This window comes from Sphingomonas sp. (assembly GCF_017744835.1).
Lineage (GTDB): Bacteria > Pseudomonadota > Alphaproteobacteria > Sphingomonadales > Sphingomonadaceae > Sphingomonas.
The window spans coordinates 434,671-461,477 of the sequence record NZ_JAGIAM010000004.1 but is presented as its reverse complement, the minus strand read 5'-3'; the positions used below and the strand labels follow the sequence as shown (position 1 = coordinate 461,477).

27 protein-coding genes are annotated in these 26,807 nt (G+C 68.1%); 9 read left to right on the top strand and 18 right to left on the bottom strand.

The window, feature by feature from the left end; genetic code table 11:
• Positions 1–131 precede the first annotated feature (131 nt).
• Positions 132–1,361: a polyhydroxyalkanoate depolymerase gene (locus J7500_RS15005; protein ID WP_294062652.1), complete on the top strand. Its 1,230-nt coding sequence runs from the start codon at positions 132–134 to the stop codon at positions 1,359–1,361.
• Positions 1,362–1,397: 36 nt separating this feature from the next.
• Here J7500_RS15005 and J7500_RS15000 read toward each other — a convergent pair whose 3' ends face one another.
• The 5 genes from J7500_RS15000 to J7500_RS14980 all read right to left on the bottom strand — a co-directional run bounded on the left by J7500_RS15000 (position 1,398) and on the right by J7500_RS14980 (position 5,160).
• Positions 1,398–1,766, bottom strand: a complete 369-nt coding sequence (locus J7500_RS15000) for a YkvA family protein (protein WP_294062651.1) — start codon at positions 1,764–1,766, stop codon at positions 1,398–1,400.
• A 54-nt stretch (positions 1,767–1,820) separates the two neighbouring features.
• Positions 1,821–2,306 carry a pyridoxamine 5'-phosphate oxidase family protein gene (locus J7500_RS14995; RefSeq protein WP_294062650.1) on the bottom strand — a complete coding sequence of 162 codons (486 nt, stop codon included), beginning with the start codon at positions 2,304–2,306 and terminating at the stop codon, positions 1,821–1,823.
• Between the two features lie 61 nt (positions 2,307–2,367).
• Positions 2,368–3,318: a glucokinase gene (locus tag J7500_RS14990; RefSeq protein WP_294062649.1), complete on the bottom strand. Its 951-nt coding sequence runs from the start codon at positions 3,316–3,318 to the stop codon at positions 2,368–2,370.
• A 183-nt stretch (positions 3,319–3,501) separates the two neighbouring features.
• Entirely contained in the window at positions 3,502–4,677 is a 1,176-nt protein-coding gene (locus J7500_RS14985) for an acetyl-CoA C-acyltransferase (RefSeq protein WP_294062648.1), read from the bottom strand.
• A 51-nt stretch (positions 4,678–4,728) separates the two neighbouring features.
• Positions 4,729–5,160: a MaoC family dehydratase gene (locus tag J7500_RS14980; protein WP_294062696.1), complete on the bottom strand. Its 432-nt coding sequence runs from the start codon at positions 5,158–5,160 to the stop codon at positions 4,729–4,731.
• A gap of 267 nt (positions 5,161–5,427) precedes the next feature.
• Between J7500_RS14980 and J7500_RS14975 the strand changes: the two genes are divergently transcribed.
• Positions 5,428–6,378 (top strand): DUF2167 domain-containing protein, encoded by a 951-nt coding sequence (locus tag J7500_RS14975; RefSeq protein ID WP_294062647.1) that lies wholly within the window; start codon positions 5,428–5,430, stop codon positions 6,376–6,378.
• A 418-nt stretch (positions 6,379–6,796) separates the two neighbouring features.
• Here the strand turns inward: J7500_RS14975 and J7500_RS14970 are convergent, their stop codons facing one another.
• Positions 6,797–7,420: a TetR/AcrR family transcriptional regulator gene (locus tag J7500_RS14970; protein WP_294062646.1), complete on the bottom strand. Its 624-nt coding sequence runs from the start codon at positions 7,418–7,420 to the stop codon at positions 6,797–6,799.
• 126 nt (positions 7,421–7,546) lie between these two features.
• Here J7500_RS14970 and J7500_RS14965 point away from each other — a divergent pair, with 126 nt between their 5' ends.
• Positions 7,547–8,035, top strand: a complete 489-nt coding sequence (locus tag J7500_RS14965) for a hypothetical protein (RefSeq protein WP_294062645.1) — start codon at positions 7,547–7,549, stop codon at positions 8,033–8,035.
• Positions 8,036–8,053: 18 nt separating this feature from the next.
• Here J7500_RS14965 and J7500_RS14960 read toward each other — a convergent pair whose 3' ends face one another.
• From J7500_RS14960 to J7500_RS14940, 5 genes are read right to left on the bottom strand one after another with little or no spacing between them, the layout of a single operon-like run.
• Positions 8,054–9,196 carry a mechanosensitive ion channel family protein gene (locus J7500_RS14960; RefSeq protein ID WP_294062644.1) on the bottom strand — a complete coding sequence of 381 codons (1,143 nt, stop codon included), beginning with the start codon at positions 9,194–9,196 and terminating at the stop codon, positions 8,054–8,056.
• Between the two features lie 8 nt (positions 9,197–9,204).
• Positions 9,205–10,173 (bottom strand): DNA topoisomerase IB, encoded by a 969-nt coding sequence (locus J7500_RS14955; RefSeq protein ID WP_367112988.1) that lies wholly within the window; start codon positions 10,171–10,173, stop codon positions 9,205–9,207.
• A complete protein-coding gene (locus J7500_RS14950) occupies positions 10,086–11,300 on the bottom strand; it encodes an acyltransferase (RefSeq protein ID WP_294062643.1) in 1,215 nt (404 codons plus the stop codon). Before J7500_RS14950 ends, J7500_RS14955 begins: the two co-directional genes overlap by 88 nt.
• Positions 11,297–12,646, bottom strand: a complete 1,350-nt coding sequence (locus J7500_RS14945; RefSeq protein WP_294062641.1) for a putative O-glycosylation ligase, exosortase A system-associated — start codon at positions 12,644–12,646, stop codon at positions 11,297–11,299. The genes J7500_RS14950 and J7500_RS14945 overlap by 4 nt, the downstream gene beginning before the upstream one ends.
• Entirely contained in the window at positions 12,639–12,785 is a 147-nt protein-coding gene (locus J7500_RS14940; protein WP_294062640.1) for a hypothetical protein, read from the bottom strand. The genes J7500_RS14945 and J7500_RS14940 overlap by 8 nt, the downstream gene beginning before the upstream one ends.
• A gap of 84 nt (positions 12,786–12,869) precedes the next feature.
• Here J7500_RS14940 and J7500_RS14935 point away from each other — a divergent pair, with 84 nt between their 5' ends.
• Positions 12,870–14,111: a TIGR04063 family PEP-CTERM/XrtA system glycosyltransferase gene (locus J7500_RS14935; protein ID WP_294062639.1), complete on the top strand. Its 1,242-nt coding sequence runs from the start codon at positions 12,870–12,872 to the stop codon at positions 14,109–14,111.
• Positions 14,108–15,079, top strand: a complete 972-nt coding sequence (locus tag J7500_RS14930) for a hypothetical protein (protein WP_294062638.1) — start codon at positions 14,108–14,110, stop codon at positions 15,077–15,079. The genes J7500_RS14935 and J7500_RS14930 overlap by 4 nt, the downstream gene beginning before the upstream one ends.
• A 69-nt stretch (positions 15,080–15,148) precedes the next feature.
• Here the strand turns inward: J7500_RS14930 and J7500_RS14925 are convergent, their stop codons facing one another.
• The gene (locus J7500_RS14925; protein WP_294062637.1) at positions 15,149–15,463 is read right to left on the bottom strand and encodes a hypothetical protein; all 315 of its coding nucleotides are present in this window, start codon (positions 15,461–15,463) and stop codon (positions 15,149–15,151) included.
• Positions 15,460–15,642, bottom strand: a complete 183-nt coding sequence (locus J7500_RS14920) for a hypothetical protein (protein WP_294062636.1) — start codon at positions 15,640–15,642, stop codon at positions 15,460–15,462. The genes J7500_RS14925 and J7500_RS14920 overlap by 4 nt, the downstream gene beginning before the upstream one ends.
• A gap of 86 nt (positions 15,643–15,728) precedes the next feature.
• Between J7500_RS14920 and J7500_RS14915 the strand changes: the two genes are divergently transcribed.
• A complete protein-coding gene (locus tag J7500_RS14915; protein ID WP_294062635.1) occupies positions 15,729–16,352 on the top strand; it encodes a LexA family transcriptional regulator in 624 nt (207 codons plus the stop codon).
• A gap of 117 nt (positions 16,353–16,469) precedes the next feature.
• On the opposite strand, the gene J7500_RS14910 is transcribed toward J7500_RS14915, so the two are convergent.
• Complete coding sequence (locus J7500_RS14910) at positions 16,470–19,001, bottom strand: TonB-dependent receptor (RefSeq protein WP_294062634.1); 2,532 nt, start codon at positions 18,999–19,001, stop codon at positions 16,470–16,472.
• Between the two features lie 153 nt (positions 19,002–19,154).
• On the opposite strand from J7500_RS14910, the gene J7500_RS14905 reads away from it, so the two are divergent.
• Complete coding sequence (locus J7500_RS14905) at positions 19,155–20,579, top strand: aldehyde dehydrogenase family protein (RefSeq protein WP_294062633.1); 1,425 nt, start codon at positions 19,155–19,157, stop codon at positions 20,577–20,579.
• A gap of 40 nt (positions 20,580–20,619) precedes the next feature.
• On the opposite strand, the gene J7500_RS14900 is transcribed toward J7500_RS14905, so the two are convergent.
• Complete coding sequence (locus J7500_RS14900; RefSeq protein ID WP_294062631.1) at positions 20,620–22,389, bottom strand: SLC13 family permease; 1,770 nt, start codon at positions 22,387–22,389, stop codon at positions 20,620–20,622.
• Between the two features lie 198 nt (positions 22,390–22,587).
• Here J7500_RS14900 and J7500_RS14895 point away from each other — a divergent pair, with 198 nt between their 5' ends.
• Entirely contained in the window at positions 22,588–22,938 is a 351-nt protein-coding gene (locus tag J7500_RS14895; protein WP_294062630.1) for a hypothetical protein, read from the top strand.
• Positions 22,939–23,382: 444 nt separating this feature from the next.
• On the opposite strand, the gene J7500_RS14890 is transcribed toward J7500_RS14895, so the two are convergent.
• Positions 23,383–23,595 (bottom strand): hypothetical protein, encoded by a 213-nt coding sequence (locus tag J7500_RS14890; protein ID WP_294062629.1) that lies wholly within the window; start codon positions 23,593–23,595, stop codon positions 23,383–23,385.
• A 177-nt stretch (positions 23,596–23,772) separates the two neighbouring features.
• On the opposite strand from J7500_RS14890, the gene J7500_RS14885 reads away from it, so the two are divergent.
• Entirely contained in the window at positions 23,773–23,952 is a 180-nt protein-coding gene (locus tag J7500_RS14885; protein ID WP_294062627.1) for a hypothetical protein, read from the top strand.
• A 24-nt stretch (positions 23,953–23,976) separates the two neighbouring features.
• Here the strand turns inward: J7500_RS14885 and J7500_RS14880 are convergent, their stop codons facing one another.
• Complete coding sequence (locus J7500_RS14880; protein WP_294062626.1) at positions 23,977–25,278, bottom strand: M20/M25/M40 family metallo-hydrolase; 1,302 nt, start codon at positions 25,276–25,278, stop codon at positions 23,977–23,979.
• Between the two features lie 103 nt (positions 25,279–25,381).
• A complete protein-coding gene (gene glnA / locus J7500_RS14875; RefSeq protein ID WP_294062625.1) occupies positions 25,382–26,794 on the bottom strand; it encodes a type I glutamate--ammonia ligase in 1,413 nt (470 codons plus the stop codon).
• Positions 26,795–26,807: the final 13 nt, after the last annotated feature.

Genomic DNA, 26,807 nt, shown 5'->3' with positions numbered 1-26,807 from the left:
GAGCACTATCCACAGGGAACCGCATTGCCGGCCGGTACATTCCCCTAGGCGACGTTGCACCGCAGCAGGTGCACCTATAAGGGTAAAGGAACCGCTACCGTTTCAAAAACGGGGTACGGTGAAGGAGTTTGATGCTCTACGACGCCTATGAGATCCAGCGCTCGCTGTTCGCAGGAGCAAGCGCCTGGGCCAATTTCTCCGCCGGCCTGCTCAACAATCCGGCCAATCCGTTCGCCTATTTCGGCGGGGGACCGGTGCTGGCTTCGGCGCTCGAGGTGTTCGCGCACGCCGCCGCGCCGCGCGGCAAGCCGGATTTCGGGCTCGATCGCACGACGATCGACGGCCGCGAAGTCGACGTGCACGAGGAAGTCGTGCTGCGCAAACCCTTCGGCCAGCTCAAGCGCTTCGTCCGCCAGGGCGTGGAGGGCGGGCCCAAGCTGCTGATCGTCGCACCCATGTCTGGCCATTACGCCACGCTGCTGCGCGGCACGGTCGAGCGGATGCTGCCGGTCGCCGACGTCTACATCACCGACTGGCGCGACGCGAAGCTGGTGCCGCTCGCCGCCGGCCGCTTCGACCTGGACGATTACATCGAATATCTGGTCGCCTTCCTCGAGCATATCGGGGCCGAGGGCGATCCGCGGTCGCATGTGCTGGCGGTGTGCCAGCCCTCGGTGCCGAGCTATGCCGCCGTCGCGCTGATGAGCGCCGACAAGCACCCCAACCGGCCCAAGACGCTGACCATGATGGGCGGCCCGATCGACACGCGCGAGGCGCCGACCGCGGTCAACACGCTGGCGACCGAGCGGCCGCACGCCTGGTTCGAGCAGAACGTCATCGCCACCGTGCCGATGATGTATGCCGGCGCGGGGCGGAAGGTCTATCCGGGCTTCCTGCAGCTCGCCGGGTTCATGACGATGAACCTGGGCAACCACATGATCAGCCATTGGGAGATGTTCAAGCATCTCGTCCAGGGCGACGACGAGAGCGCGGACGCGACGCGGCGCTTCTACGACGAATATCGCTCGGTCTGCGACATGACCGCGGAATTCTATCTCCAGACGATCGACGTGGTGTTCCAGAACCATTCGCTGCCCAAGGGCGAGATGACCTGCCGCGGCCGCAAGGTCGATCCGGCGGCGATCACCGACGTGGGGCTGCTGGCGATCGAGGGCGAACGCGACGACATCTCGGGCATCGGCCAGACCAAGGCCGCGCTGGAGATCGCGACCAAGCTGCCCGAGGCGAAGAAGCAATATCTGCTGGCGCCCGGCGTCGGGCATTACGGCATCTTCAACGGCTCCAAGTGGCGCAACCGCATTGCGCCGGTGCTCGAGCAGTGGATGGCCGCGAACGACTGAGGCTTTTTGTGCGCCTCACGGCGCTTCAAGGACGCGTCAGTCGTAATACCAGCTCGCTAGGTCCCAGATCAGCAGCGCGGCGAGCACCCAGACTGCGACCACGATGACCACGCCGGCCCAGCTCACCGGGCGGTGGCTGGCTGCCTCGGCCGCGGCGCGGTGCTCGGCGAGCTGGTCGGCCGGGACCATCTTCTCGAACAGCCAGACGCCGAGCGGGATCAGCACCGCATCGTCGAGCAGGCCCAGTACCGGGATGAAATCGGGGATGAGGTCGATTGGCGAGAGCGCATAGGCGGCGACGAGCAGCCCGAACAGCCGCGCGTGGAGCGGCGTGCGCGGATCGCGCACCGCAAGCCAGACGGCGTGCGCCTCGACGCGGATGCGATGTGCGAGCGATGGACCCATGGGCCCGCTATCGCCGAGCGGGGCGGCCGCGGCAAGCGGGGGAGGATTGCGTTCCTACAGCGTCGTCTCGACGTGCCGGCCGGCCTCCTCGGGCTTGATCTTCATCCCGGTGATCATCTTGAACTTGCCCGAGAGCGACTCATCGCCTTCCCAGATCTCGGCATCTTCCAGCTCGAAGCGGAGCATCAGCAGCGCGGGGTCGGCGCGGCCGCCCTCGAACCAGGCTTCGACCATGTTCGACCAATATTTCTCGATCAGCGCCGGATCGGTTTCCGGGACGAGATTGCCGCGGATGCAGGCGAAGAGCTTGTGGTCGCTGGTCACGACCTGCGCCATCGCCGGCCCGCCCGTCGCGATGCGATTGTCCTTGCGGGTGTAGAGCCAGAAGGCGCCGTCGGCCTCGGGATCGAGGATCGCGGTCATCGGCTCGGCATGGTCGGGCGTGCCGATCCGCTTGATCATGATGAAGGGGCTCTTGGCGAGCTTCTCCCACATCCGCTTGCGGACTTCGGCGGATTCGTCGTCGTGCGGCGCGTTCATTGCTCTGCTCTCCCGGGGCTGGTCCCAGGGAGAACGAGCGGGAAGGGCGGGGTTTCCGTGCTCAGGCGGTGCCGTAGGCGGCAGCGGCGCCGAGCAGCTCCAGGTCGTTGCGGTTGACCAGCGCGACAGGCACGTCGGAGAGCTGCCGGCGGAAGGCGGTCTTGTCTTCCATGCGCCGGCGGAAGGACGGGTCCATCAGCTGCGGATGGAGCGCGCGCGCGATCGCGCCGGTGAGGAACACGCCGTCCCAGGCGCCGAATGCCAGCGCGAGATCGCCGGTGAAGGCGCCGAGATGCTCGACCCACATCGAGATGGTGGCGGCGCAGGCCGGATCTCGGCTGACGTTGCGCGTCACATCCTCGGGAGTCGCCATGCGCTTGCCGCCCGACAGCGCCTCATAGGCGAGCGTCAGGCCGGATGCGCTCAGCAGCGCCTCATATTCGAGCGGATGGCCCCGCGCTTCGCAATGCTGGGCGAAGGTGCGGCCGTTGGGGCTCTTGGGCGCGAAGCTCATATGGCCGGCCTCGCTCTCGACGGGGACCAGCTTGCCGCCCGAGGTGATCAGCGCCGAGACGCCAAGACCCGTGCCCGCGCCGATCACGACATAATTGCCGCCGGCCTCGACCGGTCGGGGCGCGGGGCCCTGGAGCGGCGTGAAGGCGCTGTTCGGCAGCAGGGTGAGCGCCAGCGCATTGGCGGCGCATTCGTTGAGCGCGCGCGGGCGGACGCGCAGCACTGCCTCGACGCCCGAAAGCGAGATGTACCAGCGGCTGCCGGTGAGATTGATCAGATCGCCGCGCGCCGCGCCGGCCACCGCGAGCACGCTGGGCAGCCGCGCGTCCTGGAGCCCCAGCCCGTTGAGGTAGGAGACCAGCGCGCTGGTGAAGGTGGGGTGTTCCGCGGTCATGAACTTTCGCACGTCCCGGGGCATCAGCCCGGCCTCTCCGCCGGTCAGCCCGAAACGTACCGATTGGCGACCGATATCGGCCACCAGCGCCAAATCCTGCGACATCACTACCCCATCCTGCGGCTTCCGTTTGTCGGAAGTCCGTCGCTGTTATCGCTACCAGACGTTACGGAAACGAAAACGGATCGTTGGCAGCGCTGTCAAAATGCTAGAAACCGCAGGGAAATTACGCAAGCCCGTTGGACTCCGCAGCTTTTCCGGCGCGATCGGCCCGGGGCGCTGGTGCTGTTACAGCACCTCGAACAGCCCTGCCGCGCCCTGTCCCCCGCCGATGCACATCGTCACGACGACGTATTTCGCGCCGCGGCGCTTGCCCTCGATCAGCGCATGGCCGGTGCAGCGCGCCCCGGTCATGCCATAGGGGTGGCCGATCGAGATCGAGCCGCCGTTGACGTTGAGCAGGTCATTGGGGATGCCGAGCTTGTCCTGGCAGTAGAGGACCTGGACGGCGAAGGCCTCGTTGAGCTCCCATAGGCCGATGTCGTCCATCTTCAGCCCGAACCGGTCGAGCAGCTTGGGGATGGCGAACACCGGGCCGATGCCCATCTCGTCGGGTTCGGTGCCGGCGACGGCCATGCCGACATAGCGGCCGAGCGGCTGGAGCCCGCGCTTCTCCGCGGTCTTCTCCTCCATCAGCACGCAGGCGGCGCTACCGTCGGAGAGCTGGCTGGCGTTGCCGGCGGTGACGGTGCCACCCGGGAGCACCGGCTGGAGCGCGGCGAGACCTTCGGCGGTGGTGTCCGGCCGATTGCCCTCGTCCTTCGCCAGGGTGACTTCCTTGCTCGTGACTTCCTTCGTCTCCTTGTTGACGACGTTCATCGTCGCGGTGACGGGGATGATCTCCTGGTCGAAGCGCCCCGCGGCTTGGCCGGCGGCGGTGCGCTGCTGCGACTGGAGCGCATATTCGTCGCAACGCTCGCGGCCGATGCCGTAGCGCGCGGCGACCACCTCGGCGGTCTGGAGCATCGGCATGTAGATGTTCTTGTGCATCGCGAGCAGCTCGGGATCGGGCTGGACGCGCATCTGCGGGGTCTGGACGAGGCTGATGGATTCGACGCCGCCGCCGATCACGATGTCCATATTGTCGACCATGATCTCCTTGGCCGCGGTGGCGATCGCCATCAGGCCCGAGGCGCATTGGCGGTCGACCGACATGCCGGCGACGGTGACGGGCAGCCCGGCACGGAGCAGCGCGGTGCGCGCGATGTTGCTCGCCTGCGCGCCCTGCTGGAGCGCGGCGCCGAATACGACGTCGTCGACCTCGGCCGGATCCAGCCCCGCGCGCTCGACCGCGGCGCGGATCGAGTGGCTGCCGAGCGTGGGCGAGGGAAGGTTGTTGAACGCCCCGCGATAGGCACGGCCGATCGGAGTGCGGGCGGTGGAGACGATCACTGCGGAGCGCATGGCTTCTTTCCTTCTTCGCTCCCCTCCCGCACGAGGGAGGGACAGATTGAATTACACGTAGACCAACGAGATCCACTCGGCGATCAGCGCGGGCTTCTCCTCGCCTTCGATTTCGAGGACATATTGCTGGACCTGCTCCCAGGTGCCGGGCTGGCGCTCGACGAACTTGAGCAAAGTGAACCGGCCGCGGACGCGCTTGCCGGAACGCACGGGCGCGACGAAACGGACCTTGTTGCCGCCGTAGTTCACCCCCATCCGCGCCCCGGCAATCCGGGGCACGCCGCTGCGCGCGGCAAGCATCGGCATCAGCGAGAGCGACAGGAAGCCGTGCGCAATCGTGCCGCCGAAGGGCGTCTGCGCCGCGCGATCGGGATCGACATGGATGAACTGGTGGTCGCCGGTGGCCTCGGCGAACTGGTCGATCATCGCCTGGGTGACCTCGACCCAGTCGGACACATGCTCGGTGCCGATGCGGGCGGCCATCTGCTCGACGGTGATGCTGTCCACGTGTCTTCCTTGCCGCGAGCGGAATTCGCGCCCTTCTTGGCAGCGGTGCCGGTGCTTCGCAAGGGATGAGCGGACCCGATCCACTAAAAAGGCTCGATGCGATAGCGAAGGGCGCCAGACTCGAATTTCAAAAATACGCGGATTGCGGTGCCAGAAGGGTCCTCCAAGCCGCATCCACTTGACGAAGCGGATGTTGGCTGGCGAACTCGGGCCGGCCGATTCCCGGCCTGGGGGGAAGTTGGAATGCGGAGATTGTGGCTTGCCGGCGCAGTGGCGCTGGCGACGGCGCTCGCGTGCGATGGGGGCATCGCACTCGCGAAGGAAGGCAGCGCGGCAAGCGCCGGCAAGGGCGCGGAGGCAAAACTGTCGCCCGCCGCCGAACAGTTTCTGAAGAGCCTGCATCCGCGCACCGGGGACGTGGTCATTCCCGAGGCCAAGGCCGTGATGCACCTGGGCGACCGTTATTATTTCCTGCCCGCCGCCGACGCCAGGCGCGTGCTGGTCGAAGTGTGGCGCAACCCGCCCGACGCCGTGAGCGACGTGCTCGGCCTGGTGCTCGAGAAGGACAGCACCGCATTCCAGAACGTCTGGGGCGCGGTGATCACCTATCAGGACAGCGGCCATGTCTCCGACGCCGATGCCAACAAGCAGGACTATGACGGTGTGCTGGCCGACATGCGCAAGGGCGAGGCGGAGGAGAATCAGCAGCGCAAGACGGCAGGTTACCCCGAGCTGACGCTGGTCGGCTGGGCGCAGCCGCCCGCCTATGACGCGGCCAACCATGCGCTGATCTGGGCGCGCGAGCTGGCCGAGGGCGGCGCGCCGGAACATGGGCTCAACTACGACGTCCGGCTGCTGGGGCGCACCGGCGTGCTGAGCCTCAACATGGTCTCGGGCATGTCGTCGATCGCCGAAGTGCGCGGCGCTGCGCAGGACTTCGGCAAGGCGGTCAGCTTCCAGCCCGGCGCGGCCTATGCCGACTTCAATGCCTCGACCGACCGTAGCGCCGAATATGGGCTTGCAGGGCTGGTCGCCGGCGGCGCGGCGGTAGCCGTAGCGAAGAAGGTCGGGCTGCTCGCGATCCTTCTCAAGTTCGGCAAGGTCATCCTGATCGGGCTGGCGGCGGCGGGGGCTGCCGTTGTCGGCTTCTTCAAGCGCCTGTTTGGGCGCGGCGGCGAAGAAGAGGCGATCTAGGGCGAATCGACGTTCATCCTAACGCGCTCCCCTCCCTTTTGGGGAGGGGAGACGAATGTCGGTACAACCTGGCACCCCGGCGCACGATCTTGCCGCTTGCAAAATAGGATTTGGCCTGAAACAAATCGGGAACGCTCTTTCTCAATCTGAATATAATCGGCGTCTCGCGCGCACACGCACATGCGCGCGCACAGGCACGTACGCACGCGCATGCGCCCGCGTTGGGATGTCCACTTTGTCCACTTCCGCCGTGTCCACTTCCGGCATCGCGCCGCCGGATCGGTCGATGGTCAGGCCCCGCTCGAACGGCCGCGATAGTGTGACCCTGGTGTGACCTTTGGTCGCGCGGGATGCGGGGCGGCGCTAGCGTAACGCCCTCCCCTCCCTGAATGGAAAGGGAGATGAATGTCGATACAACCTAGGCGTCTTCCTCCTGTTCCAGCGGCCTGCCGCCTCGTGCGCGCAGGTCGCGGAGCAGCGTGCGCATCGCCCAGCCGCAGGCGCGCGCGATCTGGCTGCCGTCCAGCCCCCATTGGTCGCGCATCTCGAGCCAGGCGGAGGTGTGCAGGAACTGGAGCATGGCCGTCGCCAGCTTGCGGTCCTCTTCGGGCAGGTCGTTCACGGCATCGGCGGTGACGGCAGTATAGGCGGCGACCCGCGCCTCGCGGTCGGCGAGCCGCGCCGCGCGCCCCTGCGGCGTGGTGCGAATGACGGTGGCGACGGGCGCGATCCGGTCGAATCCCTCGTAGATCGCCGGTAGCGTCGAGAGCAGCTCCGCCTCCGACTGCGGATAACGGACATTGGGGCCGGCGAGGCTGGTCACGCGCTCGCGGAGCGCGCGGAGCAGCGATTCCTGGTCGGGATAATAGCGATAGACGGTGCGGCGCGAGAGCCCCGCGCGCGCCGCGACTGCGTCGTGGTTCACGCGCTCGTCGTCGGCGAGCAGCCCCACCAGCGCGTCGCCGATCTTGATGCGGGTGTGCGGATTGTCGGGGGTTTCGGGCTTCGCCGGGTCGCTCAGGAGGAATTTCCGTTTGTGCATAGGATTCCCAATAAACGTGACACAAAAAGTGTCAAATCCAGATTGACACAGTTTGTGCCGGGCGTATTGGGCGCACCACACACAACAAAGGGGCGCACGCACAGACAGGAAATCAGGAGATCAGGGATGTTGTTTCACGTATCGATCGACGCCGCCGACCCCCGGCGCGTGGCGGAAGTAATCGCGGAGCTCTGGGCCGGAGTGGCGACGCCGTTCCCGCCGGTGATCGAAGGGAGCTGGATTGCGATGGCCGGCGACGATCGCAACAGCGCGGTCGAAGTCTATCCGCGCGGCACTGAGCTGGTGCAGGGCGATGGCGACAGCGACGCGCACGGCCGGATCGGCGCGAACGGCGATCATTCGTCGACTCACTTCGCAATGGCCACGGCGCTGGACGTCGAGCAGGTGCTCGCGATCGCCAAGCGCGAGGACTGGCCGGTCAAGTACCGCAAGCGCGGCGGCGCCTTCGGCGTGCTCGAGCTGTGGCTCGAGGGCACGCGGATGATCGAAGTGCTCACGCCCGAAATGCAGGCCGAATATCGCGGCGCGATGACGATCGAGGGCTGGACTCACTTCCTGCGCGCCCACGGGATTCCGGCACCCGTCGAGGCCTGACGCCCAGGCCGACCCAGGTCAGTCGGATGCTTCGGAAGCAGGCGGCGGCACGTCCCCCTGCGGGCCGAGCAGCGTGACCTGGGTCGGATAGGCGAAGGTGATGCCGTGCTTGCGGAAACAGGCGAGCACGGCCGCCGCGACCTTGTCGCGTGCATCGGGCGGGAAATCGACGCCCTGCGATTCGAACTCGATGTCATAGTCGAGCCCGCTCGCGCCGAAGCCGGTCAGGCCGCCGTGGTTGAGCTTGTAGCCCTGGCCCTCGACGGCTTCGCGCAGCAGCGCCGGGAGCTTCTCGACCGTCTCGGGCGGCGTGTCGTAGCCGAGGTTGAAGAGGAACTTGAACCGGTTGCGGATGCGGTTGGTGTTGTTGAGGATCTCGTTGTCGAGCAGCTTGCGGTTCGAGACGATCCGCTCCTCGCCCGCCGGCCCGCGGATCCGCGTCGACTTGAGGCCGATCGCCTCGACCACGCCTTCGCTCGTTCCGAACTTGATCGTGTCGCCGAGGCGGAAGGGGCGGTCGAAGATGATCGCGAGGGCGGCGAGCAGGTCGCCGAAGATGCCCTGCGCGGCAAGGCCGATCGCGATGCCGCCGACGCCAAGGCCTGCGATCAGGCCGGTGACGTTGACCCCGAGGTTGCCGAGCACCATCACCACGGCGATCGCGAAGAGCACGATCGAGACGAGCAGGCGGATGATGCCCAGCGCGCTCCCGAGGCCCGCGTCCTGATAGCCTTCGGACGTTGTGCGGTGCTCGATCATCCCGAAGACGACCTCGCGCACCCAGATCGCGCCCTGGAACACGGCGGAGATGGTGAAGAGGAAGTGGATCGTGGTGTCGAGCACGGCGGGCGTGCGCGCATAGCCGGCGACCAGCCGGAGCGCGGCGAGGATGATGAAGAGATTGCCGGTCTTTCCGACCGCGCGGCCCAGGATCGCGTACCAGTGGCCCACGCCGTCGCCGCGGCGGCACAGCTTGAGCGCCCAGCTGCGGACCATGAAGAGCAGCAGCACGATCCCGATGGCGATGCCGCCGGCGATCAGTATCTCGAGCCAATTGTCCTGGACCCAGAACCAGCTCTCGCGAAACAGCGTGGTGGTATGTTCCTGGATGGCGTCGCCCGTGGGAAGGGGCAGCGGCGTGGCGGCAGTCTTGTTGGTCATGCGGTTCGTCAGGCAGCCTTTGCTTGCACCGGCTCATCTCCCTCGAGGAAGGCGATCAGCCCGCGTTCGTAGCGGCTGAGGTAACGGGTGGCGCGGGGCAGCCGCAAGTGTGCGCGGAACGCGGCTTGCGCCTCGCGGTCCCGGGCGAGCCTCACGAGCGACGGATGGACATAGGATTTGCGCGCGATCGCAGGCGTGTTGCCGAGCGCTTCGGTCACCGGCTCGAGCATCGCCTTGAGGCCGAGATAGCCAGGCGCAGTGGCCAGCGCTTCGAAGGCGATCGCGCTGGCGCCCCAGGTGCGGAAATGCTTGGCGGTGAAGTCGTCGCCCATCGCGTCGCGGATATAGGCGTTGACGTCGGTCGAGGTCACCGGGCGCGCCTCGCCGGCATCGTCGAGCCAGGCGAAGAGCTGCTGGCCGGGCAGGTCCTGACAGCGCTTGACGAAGCGGCTGAGCGAGGCGTCGGTGATCGTCATCGCGCGCATCTTGCCCGATTTGGCGCGGAACTGGAGCCTGACCGTGTGGCCCTTCACCTGGGCGTGGCGCTTGCGCAGCGTCGTGGCGCCAAAGCTCTTGTTCTCCTGCGCATAGGCTTCGTTGCCGACGCGGATCGTGCCGCGATCGAGCAATCGGACGACGGCGGCGATGGCCTTTTCGCGACAGGCGCCGGGGCGCTTCAGGTCCCTCTCGACCTGCGCGCGCAGCCGGGGAAGGCGCTCGCCGAAGCCGGCGCAGCGATCATATTTGGCGGCTTCCTGCGCCTCGCGGAAGCCGAGGTGGTAGCGGTACTGTTTGCGGCCCTTCTCGTCATAGCCGGTCGCCTGGATATGGCCGCGCGGATCGGGGCAGAACCAGGCGTTGACGTAGGCGGGGGGCAGGCCGACGGCGTTCAGCCGGTCGATTTCGTCGCGGTCGGTGATCCGCTCGCCGTCCGGGCCCCAATAGCCCCAGCCGTGGCGGACCTTTCGACGGGTGATTCCCGGTTGCTGATCATCGACATAGACGATTTCGTCGTGCGGCATCGGCCCTCCTCGCGGCGCATCGGGAATGCACGGGAGGGGGCCTTCGTTCCGAGGCGGAGGGTGTTGAGCCAGCGCTGGGCGGGGCGCTCGAGCAGATGGTGGAGCGTTGCCGAGGCGGCGAGGACGAGGAGGAGATAGAGCGCAATCAGCGCAGGCGGGACCGCGGTCGGATCGGCGACCAGCGCGAGCTTGAAGGCGAACCACAGCGGGTAATGGGCGAGATAGGTCGCATAGCTGACCTCGCCGAGCCAGTGGAGCGGCCGCGCCTCGAGCGGGTTGCGGCTCCGGCCGGCGGTGAGCGCGAGCGCGAGCAGCAGCGCGGCGAAGGCGGCGGGAACGCGCAGTGTCTCGCCCAGTGGCGCGAGCAGCAGGAGCAGCGCGGCCGAGGCGGCGAGGGCGGCGGGCGCCCGCCACGCGCCGTGCCAGCGCAGCCAGAGCGCGCCGACCGCAGTGCCGCAGGCGAATTCGAGAATGCAGCGGATCAGCCCCAGGTGTGGAATATCCTCGCCAAGGTCGGCGGCGGAGCGTGCGGTGAAGACGGCGTGGAGCAGCACCAGCAAGGCGGCGATCGCGGCCAGCACGGCGGGGGTGGGAACGCGCCGCCAGTCGATCGCCAGCGCGAGCAGCGGGAAGAGGAGATAGGCGCCGAGCTCGCACGAGATCGACCAGGCCGGGTCGTTCCAGGCGAGCGCATCGGTGAAGCCCCAGTTCTGGAGCAGCAGCAGATGGAGCGGCAGTTCGGCCATCGGATATGGCGGCGCCGGGCGGCCGGTGGCGGCGAGCAGCAGCGCCAGCGCCAGCGCCACGCCGAGCATGACGGCGTGGAGCGGCCAGATGCGTGCGACGCGGCGGCGGAGGAAATCGGGGACGGCGCGCAGCCCGCCCTCGCGCAGCCGATCGGCATAGGCGAGCCAGATCACCATTCCGGAGAGCAGGAAGAAGAAGTCGACCGCGAGATAGCCCTTGCCGAGCAGCGCCGCGGCGGGCGCTGGCAGGCCTGCGATCGACTGGCGCAAGTGGAAGAGCACGACCAACCACGCCGCGATTCCGCGCGCCGAGGTGAGGGCGCGGAGCTCAGTCATGCCGGCGCCAGCTGCGGCTTGCGCATCGGGCGCCACGCGCTCTCGGCTCGCTTGCGCGCGACATAGGTGTCGAGCCCGATCTGCGCGCCGATCAGCATGTAGACGAAGGGCTGGAAGGCAATCGCGATGAAGGCGGCGCCGAGCAGGTAGATGATGTGCGCGCTCTGCAGCGCCGAGGCGAGCGGCGAGACCCACTCGAGCCCGGGCTCCGGGCTCCGGTAGCGACGGCGGAGCAGCTCCATGCGGAAGATGCCGATCGCGCTGATCAGCAGCCACAGCGCCAGGCCGGGATAGCCCTGCTCGCCGAGCATCTCGAAATAGGCACTGTGATAGGCGCGGGCCTTATCGACCTCGAGACTGCGCGCCACGGTGGCCTGGCCGCCGGCCTCGACCACCGAGACCTTCTCGTAGCGGATCTGGTTCTGGCGATAGGCCTCGAACCCGCCGCCCATCGGATGCGACTTGGCGTATTCCATCGTCCACTGCCACACGGCGAGGCGGGTCGAGGCCGATGAGTCCGCTTGGTAGGTCTTGATCGTTCCCATCCGTTCGGTGAAGGCCGAGGGAAGGAAAGGCACCGCGATCAGGCCGAGGAAGCCGAGCGCGCCGATATAGGCGACCTTGCGCCTGGCATCGCGCAGCAGCAGCAGCGCGAGCAGCCCGATGCAGAGCAGGCCCGTGCGCGTCGAAGTGCCCACCGGGATCAGCAGGCAGGCGAAGACGAGGGCGTAGGCGAAAGCCTTCACCCGCCAGTCGGGGGCGAAAATCGTACCGTGGCGCGTGAACCACAGGATCAGCGGGATGATCGCGATCGCGACGGTCGAGATGGTGCTGCCTTCGTAGAGCCCGGAATTATTGTCGATCATCAGATTGAGCTCGCCATAGCCGCCGCCCGAGAGGATCGTCTTGATCCCGCCGACGATGATGATCGAGGCGGCCGAGAGCACCATGAACAGCAGCAGCGCCTCGATACGCAGCCGGGTACGCAGTGTCAGCGGCAGGAAGGCGGCAAAGGCCAGTGCCTTCCACACCCAGTCCCATTTGAACTTCGCGTCGACGGGGAAGTCGGCATGGGCGGTGGTGTACCAGCAATAGCCGAGCAGCAGCAGGATCAGGAACTGGCGCGGGGCGACTCGGACGTCGCGCTTGTCGTCGAACGCCAGCCAGCCGAGCACCGCCAGCGCGACGGTGATCAGCGAGATCGGGATCGAATTGAGCAGCAGCCAGGTCAGCCGCTGGGGCGAGACGATGTCGATATAGGCATAGGCGAGGACGAACAGGAACGGCCGGCGCAGGCCCATGCCGAGAAGAGCGACGAGGAAGAGGACGAAGGCATAGTCACGCACCGGGCTTGCCCCAGCGGCGCTTGCGGGGGTCGACGTCGTGCGGGCCGGACTCGCGGTCGAGATCGGGGCGGCGGAGCAGCAGCCAGGCGGCGAGCAGCATCAGGCCGTGGCTGAGGCCAAGCGCGAAATTGTCGATCATCTGCCCGTCCGCCGCTCCTTCGTGCCCTCGTGTAGCGCGACCTAGTTGACGCGCCGTTAAGTGCTCGCGTGGCAGAGGGCGGCCATGCGGATCCTCCACATCCTCGACCATGGGCTGCCGCTCCACAGCGGCTACACCTTCCGGACCCGAGCGATTCTCAAGGCCCAGATCGCGCACGGTCATGAGGTGGCGGCGGTGACGGGCTGCCGGCACGGCAAGTTCGACACCGACGAAGAGACGATCGACGGAATCCGATTCCACCGCACCCCGCGGGTCAATTCGGGTCCGCCGGTGATCGGCGAGCTGCGCGAGGTCGCGGCCTTCGCGCGGCGGATCGAAGCGGTGGCGCGCAAGTGGCGCCCCGACGTGCTCCATGCCCATTCGCCGGTGCTCGACGCGATGGCGGCGCAGCGCGTGGCCGACCGGCTGGGGCTGCCGCTGCTGTATGAGATCCGCGCCTTCTGGGAAGACGCCGCGGTGGGCAACGGCACCGGGCGCGAGGGCAGCCTGAAGTATCGCGCCACGCGCGCGCTCGAGACGCGGGCGGTGCGCAAGGCCGATGCCGTCGCGGTGATCTGCGAGGGGCTGAAGCGCGACCTGGTGGCGCGCGGAGTCGATCCGGGCAAGATCATGATCTCGCCCAATGGCGTCGACCTGACCCTGTTCGGCGAGCCGCTGCCGCATGATGCGGCGCTGGCGGCCGAGCTGGGGGTCGCGGGGGCGGAAACGATCGGCTTCATTGGCTCCTTCTACGACTATGAGGGGCTCGACGTGCTGATCGAGGCGATGCCCGCGCTGGTCGCGGCGCGGCCATCGATGCGGCTGGTGCTGGTCGGCGGCGGGCCGATGGAGGCGGCGCTCCGGGCGCAGGCCGAGGCCTCTCCGGTCGCCGATCGCATCCGCTTCGTCGGTCGCGTGCCGCACGATCAGGTCGAGCGCTACTACAGCCTGGTCGACGTGCTCGTGTATCCGCGCAAGCACATGCGGCTGACCGACCTGGTGACGCCGCTGAAGCCGCTCGAGGCCATGGCGCAGCGCCGGCTGGTCGCGGCATCGGACGTCGGCGGGCACCGCGAGCTGATTCGCGACGGCGACACCGGCACGCTTTTCGCCCCCGACGATCCCGCCGCGCTCGCCCGCTCGGTCGCCGGGCTTTTCGAGGCGAAACAAGGCTGGGAATCCCGCCGCGACCGGGGCCGCGCCTTCGTCGAGGCGGAACGAAACTGGGCGTCAAACGTCGCTCGGTATGACTCTGTTTACCAAAAACTTTCTAAGATAGAGTCGATGAACGTCCCTTGGTCGCCCACGTCCCCGGTGAACGCATGAACCTGCCGCTCGCGCCCGTCCTTGCCACCCTGTTGGGAGTCGCCGCCGCGGCGGCCGCGCTGGTCGTCCCCGGCGCGACGCTCGAATCCATGGTGATGGCGAGCGGGCTTCCGGCAGTGATCGCCGCCGCCGAGCCGCCGCTGGGCACGACCGCGCGGGCGCTGCTCGCGCTGGGCGCGGGCGGCGTGGTCGCCGGCTTCTCCTGGCTCGCGCTGTTCGTGCTGATCGGCTCGCGCGGGATCACGCTGGGCGTCGAGGCCGAGGCCGACGAGAGCGACGAATATCTGCTCAACACGCCGGTGCTGCGCCGCGCCGACGCGCATCCCGACGCCCCGCCGCGTCCGCCGCTGTTCGCGATGCGCGACCTGGGAACGCCTTTCCTCGAAGTCTGCGCCGAGCAGGCGGAGGAGGGGCTGAAGATCGGACGCGCGGCCGAGGCATCCCTGGTGCCCCAAGCGCCGGTGGCAGTGCGCCCGGCGCCCGAACCCGAAGTTGCGCCGGCCCCCGTGGTCGTGCCTGAGCCCGAGCCCGCCGAGCGCGCGCTGCCGCAGGATTTCTCCCAGCCGCTCGCCGCCTTCGATCCGCACGCAATCCCCGACGTGCCGTTGCCGCCGCCAGTCAAGCTTTCGCCGCTGCGCGCCAAGCCGCAGCCCGAGATTCGCGAGCGCTTCGAGATCTTCGAGCTGACTCCGCCGGTGCGCCCGAGCGTCGATGTGCCGGCGCCGGCCGAGGCTCCGGTGACGGCCCCCGTGATGACCGAAGAACCCATCATGCGCCCCGAGACCGAGGCGTCCGTCCATGCGCTGCTCGAGCGGCTCGAACGCGGCATGATCCGCCACGGGCTGGCGAGCGGGCGCGAGACCGGGCCGGCACCTGCGCCCGCCCCCGAGCGAGTCGAGCGCCGCCAGCGCGAGCGTGGGCTCGAGGACGCGCTGGTCACGCTGCGCAACCTCGCCCGCCAGGCCTGAACCGCGCCGCTTCCGCCCCACGCGGAAGTGGACAAAGTCGACACCCTCCCCCGGGTTTTCGCGCCGCCATCAGCGCCGCTCGACCGTCAGCACTTCGATCTCGGCAGTCAGCGCGGCGCCCGCGCGGCGGACACGCACCAACTGAAGATCGGCGACGAGATGGCCGTGCAGCGCGAACTCGGCCTCGGGCAGCGCGGCGATCCAGGCGTCGAGCGCGCTCGAATGCGTGCCGACCAGCGTGATGCCGTGCCGCGCGCCGGTGAAGGTGGCGCTCGCCCAGCGGGTCCAGTCCGATTCGGCGAGGCTCACCGGGCAGCCCGCGCGCTCGGACGCGGCGACCAGCGCGCGCCCGAGCAGCGTCGCGGCATCGGGGCCGCGGCTCATTGCGCCTGCTCCTGCGCGGCGAGGAACGCCTCGATCCGCGCGACCATGCGCGGCCGCGGCTCGCGCCCACGTCGCAAATCGTGGACGAGCCGGGGGTCGCCGATGGCCAGCCGGCCGAACCGCGTCGGGGCCATGTCGGTCCGCCGCAGAAACTTCTCGATCTTCCGTTGCACGCACATCCTTACTCCTCCGAGTCGCCGGTTACGTGCATGTTTTGTTCTCAAATCCTACTTGTCTAGGAAAAATCCTATGGTAAGGATGATTCATGGATGGTGACGAGCAGAGGGCCGCGCTGGAGGCGCTGATGGCGGAGCAGGGCGCGAGCCTGAGCGAGCTGTCGCGCGTGATCGGGCGCAACCCGGCCTATCTGCAGCAATATCTGAAGCGGGGGACGCCGCGGCTGCTGGCCGAGGCCGACCGGGCGCTGCTCGCGCGCTATTTCGGCGTGCCCGATGCGCGGCTGGGCGGGCCGGCACCCGAGGGGCTGGTGGAAGTGGCGCGGCTCGATCTCGGCGCTTCGGCGGGGCCGGGGCGGATCGCCGAGGAGGAGGCACGGCGCGCGCCGGCGCTGCTCTCGCCCGCGCTGCTGCGCGCGCTGGGGGTGCGCGCTGGGGCGGCCTCGATCATCCGCGTCGAGGGTGATTCGATGGAGCCGACGCTATCCGACGGCGACGAGATACTCGTCGACGGCGACCGGCGCGACGTGAAGGGGAAGGGCGGGATCTTCGTGATCCGCCTTGACGGCACGCTGATGGTCAAAAGGCTGCGCCCGGCGGTGGGCGGCGTGGAAGTGGTGAGCGACAATTCCGTCTATCCGACCCGGCTGTGCGGGCGCGGGGAGGTGGAAGTGATCGGGCGCGTGGTCTGGTTCAGCCGGGCGCTGGTTTGAGGGGCCCGCCCGACGGCCAGGCGAAGGCCGGGGCCCAGTTACGCCTGGTCGGGCAGGAAAACCTTCCAGACGAGATCGTAACTGGGCCCCCGCCTTCACCGGGGTACTAGAGGAGCCTTAGTCGCCGATCTTCAGGCTCAGCGCGACGCCGTACATGCGCGGCTCGCCCGCGATGAAGGTGGGCATGCCGATGCTGTCGCCGGTGTTGCCCGCGTCCTTGATGTACGCCTTGTCGAGCAGGTTGGTGACGAAGCCCTCGATCCGCCAGCGGCCGTTGGGCGTCTCGAAGCCGAGCCGCGCGTCGACCAGCGCATAGCCGCCCTGGCGCTCGTCCTGCACCGTGTCGGGCACGAGGTTGCCCGCCTGCAGGCCGGGCAGATCGTTGTCGTCGTCGAAGAAGACTTCGGACTGCCACGTGACGCTCGGCGTGAAGTCGATCTTCACGCCCTCGGCGGGCACGCTCAGCGCGACGCCCAGCGAGGCGCTGTGATCGGGCGAGAGGCGGAAGCGATTGCCTTCGCGCGCGCCGCTCGAGAAGCGGCTGTGGTTGAAGGCGTAGGTGCCGAACACCTTGGCCCAATCGGCCGGCCGCCAGGTCACTTGTCCTTCGAAGCCATAGGTCTCGGCGCGGCCGGCGTTGACCGTGACGAAGGTCGTGCCCTGCTGCTCGGTCGTCTGGAAATTGGCGTAGCGGTAATAGAAGGCCGAGCCATCGAGGAAGAGGCTGTGGTTGGCGAGCGCCGTCTTGGCGCCGACTTCGTAGCTGTCGACAGTCTCGGACGGCAGCACGCTGAAGCGGGCCGCGCCGCCGGGCGCCGCCGGCGGAGCGACGCTCAGCACTTCGGGACGTCGGCCGCGCGCGTAATTGGCGTAGAGGCTCGCCTCGGGCGAAAGCTCGTAGCGGGCGATCGCGCGCCAGGTGAAGCCGTCATCGGTCAGGTCGGCGTCATAGCGCTGCCCGTTGGTGCCGGTCGGCTGCGCGCCCAGGCCGAACAGCGGCACCGGGAAGAGCGCCGAGGGCGGGATGGTCGCGGCACCCGGCGCTGCCAGCGCCTGGAGCAGCGCAGTGCGTGTCGCGGCCGGCTGGGTCATCGCGCCGATGAAGCCGCCCAGGATCGAGCGGCCGTTGAGCACCGCCGACTGATAGCCGGTGGTCTTGTCGTCGTGCGACCAGCGCACGCCGCCGCCGATCTGGAAGGCGGGGGTGATGTTGAAGGTCGCGTCGGCGAACAGGTCCCAGCTCTCGGTGCGGCCGAAGTTGGTGCTGGTCTCGTAATGGCCGGGCTTGAGGTTGGCCGCGATCGCGCGCGCCTGCGCCGTCGGAAGCGTCACGCCATAGGCCGCGGCGACGCCCTGGAGCAGTGCGCCGGTGAAGGCCGTGTTGCCGAACACTGCGCTCGGCGCCGGCTGGGTTGCGGGGCGGCCGGGGAGCGCCGGGCCGCCGTTCAGCGTGTTGGTCAGCCGCGCGAGAAGCACGCGCTCGTCGAACTGCGACGGCGTGCGCTGGAAGCCGTTCTCGCGATAATAAGTGCCGCCGGCGAAGGCGGTCAGCCGGTCGTCGCTGTAAGTCAGGCGCAGCGTGCCCATCGTCTGGTCGCCCTGCGCGTCCTCGGCGGCAGTGAGCGCAGGGAGCGAGATGCCGTCGGCGTCGAAGATCTCGATGCCGGCGAACTCGCGGTACGATCCGATCGCGTTGAGCGACAGGTGGCTCGAGAATTCATAGTTGGCGATGCCGGTCACGCCCCACACGTCGCGGTCGAGGCCCAGCCGCTTGCCGCCCTCGAACCCCGCGCCAGGCGCCAGCGCCGCGCCCGAAGTGCGGCCGCGGTCGCCGATCACTGCGCCGGTCACCGGGTCGGTCGGATCATAGGCGATCGACTTGAACGACGTGCCGGTGGCGCGGTCGTGCTGGTAGTTGCCGATCAGGTCGAAGGTCAGCGCGCCGGGCGCCCAGCGCAGCGATCCGCGCACCGCCTCGGACTTGATGCCGTTGAAATCCTCGCCGCCGAGCAGGTTCTCGACCGTGCCGCTGCGCTCGCGGATGCGCGAGGCGACGCGCAGGCCGACGTCGCCGCCGAGCGGCAGGTTGACCGTCTGATCGATCCGCCACGCGTCGTAATTGCCGTACTGGCCATAGAGATAGCCGAAGCCGTTCTCGGGGTCAGCCTTGGCCTGGACCAGATTGACTGCGCCAATCAGCGCGCCGCGGCCGTAGAGCGTCGACTGCGGACCCTTGGCGATCTCGACCCGCTCCATGTCGAACAGCTCGACATAGGAGCCGCGCGACTTGGAGATCGACACGCCGTCCTGGAAGACCGAGACGCGCGGCTCGTTGTACGCGGTGCCCGAGTCCGACGTGATGCCGCGCATCACGAAGCCGGGATTGTTAGGCGACTGGTTCTGCACGTCGAAGCCGGGGACGAACTGGCCGAGCCGGTCGAACTCGGTGATGCCGAGGTCCTGGAGGAAGCTGCCTTCATAGGCGGTGAGCGCGAAGGGCACTTCGATCGGCCGCTGCTCGCGCAGCTGCGCGGTGACCACGATCTCGCCGTCGCCTTGCGGCGCGGCCGGCGCGGCGTCCTGCGCATGCGCGGGCGCGATCAGCGCGAGCGGACTGGCGAGCGCGAGCAGCGCGTAACGGATCGACATGATATTCCCCCTGTTTCGGTTCCGGGTCGCCGTTGCGCGCGCTTGGTTACATCCATGTTGCATTGCAGCAGGCAAAATGCGGACGACTTGCGTGCGCAACGCAGAGCCGCCATCTTGGGCGCCATACCCGAATTTCGAATCGTGAGGGCGAGGATGCGCAGCTACCTGAAGCACTATATCGACGGCGCCTGGGTCGAGAGCGAGGGCGGCACGCCGCATCAGGTGATAAATCCCGCCACCGAGGCGCCGGTGACCGAGATCATGCTCGGCTCGCAGGCCGACGTCGACAAGGCCGTGGCGGCGGCACGCCGCGCATTCGAAAGTTGGTCGCGGACGAGCGCCGAGGAGCGCGCGGCGCTGCTCGACCGCATCGTCGAGGCGTACAAGACCCGCGCGGCCGACATGGCCGAGGCGATGAGCCTGGAGATGGGGGCGCCGCTGGGGCTGGCGAAGACCGCGCAGGTCGGCAGCGGCATCGGCCATCTGCTCGCGGCCGCGCGGGCTCTGCGCGAATTCCAGTTCGAGGAGCGTATCGGCAACAGCCTGGTCGTCCACGAGGCGATCGGCGTCGTCGCGATGATCACCCCCTGGAACTGGCCGCTCAACCAGATCGTGTCCAAGGTCGCCTCGGCGCTCGCCGCGGGCTGCACCATGGTTCTCAAGCCGAGCGAGGAGGCGCCGGGCGTCGCCGCGATCTTCGCCGAAGTGCTCGACGCCGCCGGCGTGCCCGCGGGGGTGTTCAACCTCGTCCAGGGCGACGGCCCGGGCGTCGGCGCCGCGCTTTCGAAGCATCCGCAGGTCGACATGGTGAGCTTCACCGGCTCGACCCGCGCCGGGATTCAGGTCGCCAAGAATGCCGCCGACACCGTCAAGCGCGTCCACCAGGAGCTCGGCGGCAAATCGCCCTCGGTCGTGCTCGAAAGCGCCGACCTGGCCCAGGCCGTGAAGGGCACCTTGTTCGGCGTGCTGCTCAACTCGGGGCAGAGCTGCATCGCCCCGGCGCGCCTGCTCGTCCCGCGCGACCGGCAGGAGGAAGCCGCCGCGATCGCCGCCGAGATGATGAAGGCCACCCAGTGCGGCGCGCCGTCCGAGGAGGGCCGCCACATCGGACCCGTCGTCAACAAGGCGCAGTGGGACAAGATCCAGGGGCTGATCGCCAAGGGGCTCGAGGAAGGCGCCAGGCTCGAGACCGGAGGTCCCGGCCGGCCCGACGGGATCGACACCGGCTATTTCGTCAAGCCGACGCTCTTCTCCAACGTGCGCAACGACATGACCATCGCGCGCGAGGAGATCTTCGGCCCCGTGGTCACGATCATCCCCTATGACAACGAGGAAGACGCGGTCCGCATCGCCAACGACACCGATTACGGCCTCTCGGCGATGGTCTTCGGCGATGCCGAGGGAGTGAAGCGCGTCGCCCCGCGGCTGCGGGCCGGCATGGTCTATGTCAACGGCGGCCAGCCCGACCCCAGCTTGCCCTTCGGCGGCTACAAGCAATCGGGGAACGGCCGCGAATACGGCAAGTTCGGGCTAGCGGAGTTCCTCGAAGTGAAGGCCATGGTGGGGGCGTTCGCCTAGAACCAATTCCCCTCCCTTTCAGGGAGGGGAATCAAAGGGATCACACCGGCCACACCCACAGGATCAGCGGCGTCCCCAGCACCAGCACGAGCAGCGACAGCGGCGCGCCGAGCCGGGCATAGTCGCCGAACTTGTACCCGCCGGGGCCCATCACCAGCGTGTTGCACTGGTGCCCGATCGGAGTGAGGAAGTCGCACCCCGCGCCGACAGCGGTCGCCATCAGGAAGGCGTCGGGCCGATAGCCGAGCCCGCTCGCGAAGGCCGCGGCGATCGGCGCCATCACCAGCACCGTCGCGGCGTTGTTGAGGAACGGCGTCACCGCCATCGCCGCCGCCAGGATCAGCGCCACCGCGCCCCAGGGCGGCAGCGTCGCGGCGACGCTCGAGAGCCAGGCGCCGATCAGCTCGGTGGCGCCGGTGCTGCGCAGCGTGTCGCTGACCGGGATCAGCGCGCCGAGCATCACCAGGATCGGCCATTCGATATGGCCATAGGCTTCGCGCACCGGCAGCGCGCCGCTCAGCACCACCAGCGCCGCCGCCGCGAAGAAGGCCACCGCGACGGGCACATAGCCGCTCGCCGTCGCGGCCATCGCCACCGCCAGGATCGCCAGCGGCAGATAGCGGCTGCGCGCGCTTCCGAGTCGCAGCGTGCGCTCGGCGAGCGGGAGGCAGCCGAGGTCGCTGAGGCGCTCGAACAGCAGCTCCATCGGGCCCTGCAGCACCACCACGTCGCCCGCCGAGAGCGCAATGTCGCCCAGCCGCTCGGCGAGCCGCTCGCCCTGGCGCGACACGGCGATCAGATTGAGGCCGAAGCGTTCGTGCAGCTCGAGCTCGCCGGCAGTGAAGCCGAGCAGGGGGCTGTCGGTGCCGACCACTGCCTCGATCACGCCGACCTCGCGGCCCGAACCCGCCGGGCGCTCGCGATGCTGACCCTCGAGCTCTAGGCCGTCGGCGGCGATCACCCGCTCGAGCGCGTCTGGCGCGCCGGCGAGGATCAGCAGGTCCTCGGGTGCCAACACCGTGTCGGGAAAGGGCACGCTGCGGATGTCGGAGCGCAGGATCGCCGTGACAGTCACTTCATGCTCGTGGCGCCGGTGGAAGTCGGCCACCGTCTCGTCGACCGCAGGCGATCCCGCGGGGATCTCGGCCTCGGTCACATAGTCCTGGATGTCGAGCGCCTCGCCCAGCGTCGGCGCCGCGCGGCGGTTGCGCGGCAGCAGGCGATAGCCGAAAGCCAGGAAGATCAGCCCCGCCGCGGTGAGCCCCAGCCCCACGGGCGCATAGTCGAACATGCGGAACGGCTCGCCGGTCATCTCCTCGCGCACGCGGCTGACGATGATGTTGGGCGAGGTGCCGATCAGCGTGATCAGTCCGCCTAGCAGCGCCGCGAACGACATCGGCATCAGGAACACCGCGGGCGTGGTCGAGGATCGTTTCGCCGTCTGCATCGCCACCGGCATCATCATCGCCAGCGCCCCGATGTTCTTGACCAGCGCCGAGGCGAAGCCGACGCTCGCGGTGAGCAGCAGCAACTGGCCCTGTACGCGCTTCACTCGCCGCTGGAGCGTCAGCATCGCGCGCTCGATCACACCCGATCGCTGCACCGCGCCCGACAGCACCAGCGCCGAGGCGACGATCACCACGATGTCGTCGGAAAAGCCCGAAAAGGCATCCTTGGGCTTGACGATCCCCACCGCCAGCCCTGCGAGCAGCGCCATGATCGCCACGAGATCGTAGCGGAAGCGTCCCCAGACGAAGAGCAGCATCATTGCCGCGAGCACCGCGACGGAGAGGATCTGGGGAGTGGTCATCAGGGCCTGGGTAGCATGACGGTCGCCTCACAACACACCAGCCGGGCCGAGGCTCCGGCCGCTGGCGGCCTTTTCAGGCCGTAGACTCATAAAGCAGCCCGTCGGCAAGTGTCCCGATGGTTGCCGTTTATGGCTGCGGTGGTGCTGCCTGCAAGCGGACGCTAGCATCCACCGATGAGCGAGGAACGAGTCTCTGGAATGACGCTGAACGAGCGGCTTTTTGCTGCGGGGTTGCTTCCCGCCTTTGATGAAGCTCTGGCAGCCGGTGATCGTGCCGCCCTTGAGGAAATGCTGACTGCCGTGGACACGAATCCGGGTCTGGCAAACGTGCTGCTTGGCGATGGCTACGAATGTTGGTTCTGCGGCAACGGCATCTCGCGCGAGCATACCGACGCGCTTCATGTTGGTCTGAGCGCCCTATGGAGAGAGGCCGTAGAAGCGCCGACGCAGACGATTTACGCGCACTTCGACTGCGCTCACGAGCGTATGCGGGGTGCAATAATGGAAATTGAGCGGGAGACCTTCTCGCTGGATGAAGCCGGTGCCTGAAGGGCCGCTTCCGCCGCACCTCGCCGCAAAGCTGCCCGTCCACGGGGCGGAAGCCAAGAGCTGCCGGTCCGCTCACGCAACCGAAAGCTGCCACTTGGCGAATGTGAGACGAGCGGTCATTGTGGCCCGATGGCCGCCAACCCCATCAAATCCAAACAGGCTCGGCTGATCGTAACTGCGCTAGCGATTTTCACAACGCTTGGGGTCTGTTGGGAACTTTATAGCGGTGTGGCGATCCACAAAACCGGGGGCCCTTCGGATCGGGCCATTCACCCGGGTTCGTATTGGTTTGAGATGGCATTCCAAGTGCCGGTCACGGTGGTGATTGTGTGGTTTGCCTTTCAAACGTGGAGGCGTCGCTAGGCCACACCAAATGTCCGTTTCCCACCCGATCCCAGCCGTTCGGCCCCTTGCGCCGAAAGCGGTCGTTTATGGGTACACGACCTAGTGCACCGTTCCCATCACCTCCTCGCCGGCGAGCAGCGTCACCAGCCGCTCGATCTGGCGCCAGCGGCAGAAGTGGATGTGGTTGCCCAGCGCCCGGCTGTGTTCGGCGCGCGCGGCGGCTTCCCAACAGGCGTCCTCGCCGAACTCGCGGATCAGCGCAGTGGCGTCGGCGACGTCGCCGCGATCGCCGAGATAGAGGATTTCGTCCATGCAGGCTCCGGAAACTCGGGGCCGCGATTCAGGCAACAGCCGTGCCACGATCGCGCCTTCGGCCAGGGCCGCGGATCACGAAGGTGAAGCCGCGCTAACCATGCCCCCGGAGCCGTGCCGCCTGTTCGGCAACGGGACAGGTGGCGTCCCGCAGCGGGACGTGGCAAAGCCCCGCGCATGGCCAACACCCCCTCCCGCGCGCCGCTCGCCGGCGGCTCGCTCCTCGCCCTCAGCCTGATCGCCGGCACCGTCCTGGGCGCGCTGCGCGGCCAGCCCTCGATGGGCTTCGTCGCCGGGCTGGGCGTGGGGCTGGCGCTGATCGCGCTGATCTGGCTGGTCGATCGCGCGCGGGGATAGTCGCACCGTGCCTCGACGCGAGGATCAGCGCTTCTCCGCGGCCAAGCGGCTCATCAGGATCGCGCTGCGCTTGGCCTGGAGCGCCAGGCTGGGGATGTCGAGCCATTCGCCCTCGGCGTGGAGGTTGCCGCCGATCGGGCCCATGCCCGCGAGCGTGTCTGCATAGGCCGCGACGAAGCTCGAATCCGCGGCGCCGCGCTTGGCTGGCGGGAACTCGGCCATTTCGGGTAGCCCCATGTCGCGGTTGGCGCGGTTGAGCCGGGTGAGCAGCGCGCGGTTGCCCTCGGTCGGCGCCATCGGCGGGGTATTGTCCTGGAAGCTGAGCGTCGCCGAGGTGCCGGGCAGGTGCTGGTCGACGATCGCCTGCATGGCCTGGCGGACGCGCGCGTCCTGCTCGGGCGTGAGGCTGCGCAGGTCGCCGCGCGCGATCGCGGCGGCGGGGACGACGTTGGTCTTGCCGCTCGCCTCGATCCGCACGCCGTCGGCGTCGATCGTCGCGGGGGTGCCGCCGCCGATCACGCCGACGTTGAAGGTGAGGTTCTCCTCAGGAAGCGCCTGGCGCCACGCGTCGAGGACGCGGACGATCTCGTAGATCGCGCCATAGCCGGTCTCGGGGCTGAAGATGCCGCCGCCATGGCCGGTGCGGCCGGTGGCGGTGAGCGTCCAGTTGTTGGCGCTGCGCCGCGCGACGGTGCCGAAGTCCTGCCCGTTCTCGTGCGCCAGATTCTCGAACTCGAGCGCGACGTCGGCCCATTTGCCCGCCTCGACCAGCGGCGCGCGCGAGACCGGGATCGGGTCGCCGGTCTTCTCCTCGTCGCCGGTGAGCATCACCTTGATGTCGGCATTCTTGAGCGTGCCCGCGGCGTGCATCGCGCGGAGCGCCGCGAGGATCACCGAAATGCCGCCCTTGTCGTCGACCACGCCCGGGCCGATCGCCTTGTCGCCTTCGCGGCGGAAGGTGCGGAAGGGGGAGGTCGGCTCGAACACCGTGTCGAGGTGCGCGATCAGCAGCATGCGCTTGCCGCGGCCATTGCCCTTGTGCGTGGCGAGGAAATGGCCGGCGCGCCTGGTCTCGGGCAAGTCGATCCATTCGACCTTGAAGCCCAGCGCCTCGAACTCGGGGCGCAGCATGTCGCCCATCGCGCGCACGCCCGGCAGGTTCAGCGTGCCGCTGTTCTGGTTCACCATCCGCTCGAGCAGCGCGAGCGTGGCGTCGCCGTCCTTTTCCACCGCGGCGATCATCGCGCTTTCCTGGCGCGAGAGCTGGGCCGTGGCGGGGGCAGTGGTGAGGAGCATGGCGAGGGCCGCGAGCGAGAGGAGCTTCATGCGCGCGAGGCTAGGGGCGAGGGGCCGCTGCGCCAAGCGGGTAAAAGCAAAAGGGCGCCCGGATCACTCCGGACGCCCTCTTGTTTTGTCGAAGCCGTGAAGCTCAGGCCGAATAGTACATGTCGTACTCGACCGGGCTCGGCGTCATTTCCCAGCGGGCGACTTCGGCGCGCTTGATATCGACATAGGCCGCGATCTGGTCCTTCGAGAAGACGTCGCCCTTGAGCAGGAAGTCCATGTCGGCTTCCAGGCTGTCGAGTGCTTCGCGCAGCGAGCCGCACACCGTCGGCACTTCCGCCAGCTCGGCCGGCGGCAGGTCGTACAGGTTCTTGTCCATCGGGTCGCCCGGATGGATGCGGTTCTGGATGCCGTCGAGGCCGGCCATCAGCAGCGCCGCATAGCAGAGATACGGATTGGCCAGCGCGTCCGGGAAGCGGAACTCGACGCGCTTCGCCTTGGTGCCCGCACCGTACGGGATGCGACACGAAGCCGAGCGGTTGCGCGACGAATAGGCCAGCAGCACCGGCGCCTCATAGCCCGGCACCAGGCGCTTGTAGCTGTTGGTGGTCGGGTTGGTGAAGGCGTTGAGCGCCTTGGCGTGCTTGATGACGCCGCCGATGAAATAGAGGCAGGCGTCGCTCAGGCCGGCATAGCCGTTGCCCGCGAAGGTGTTGGCACCCTTTTCCCAGATCGAGATGTGGGTGTGCATGCCCGAGCCGTTATCTTCCTTGATCGGCTTCGGCATGAAGGTCGCGGTCTTGCCGTACGCATGCGCCACCTGGTGCACGACATACTTGTAGATCTGCATGCGATCGGCGGTCTGGACGAGCGTGCCATAGGTCAGGCCGAGCTCGTGCTGCGCGGCGGCGACTTCGTGGTGGTGCTTGTCGCAGGGCAGGCCCATCTCGAGCATCGTCGAGACCATCTCGCCGCGGATGTCGACCGCCGAGTCGACCGGCGCGACGGGGAAATAGCCGCCCTTGGCGCGCGGGCGGTGGCCGAGGTTGCCGGCCTCATATTCCTTGCCCGAATTGCCCGGCAGCTCGATGTCGTCGATCGCGTAATAGCTGGTCGAGTAGCTGTTCTCGAAGCGGACGTCGTCGAACATGAAGAACTCGGCCTCGGGGCCGACATAGACGGTGTCGCCGATGCCGAGCGACTTGAGGTACGCCTCCGAGCGCTTCGCGGTCGAGCGCGGGTCGCGGGCGTAGAGCTCGCCGGTCGAGGGCTCGACGATGTCGCAGACCAGGATCAGCATCGGGGTGGCCGAGAAGGGATCGACCCAGACGGCGTCGAGGTCCGGCTTGAGGATCATGTCCGACTCGTTGATCGCCTTCCAGCCCTCGATCGACGAACCGTCGAACATCAGCCCGTCGGTCAGCTCGTCCTCGCCCAGCACGCTCGCCACCATGGTCAGGTGCTGCCACTTGCCCTTGGGATCGGTGAAGCGCAGGTCGATCCACTCGATCTCCTGGTCCTTCACCATCTTCAGGATGTCACTGGCCGAATTCGCCATCTTAAAACCCTTT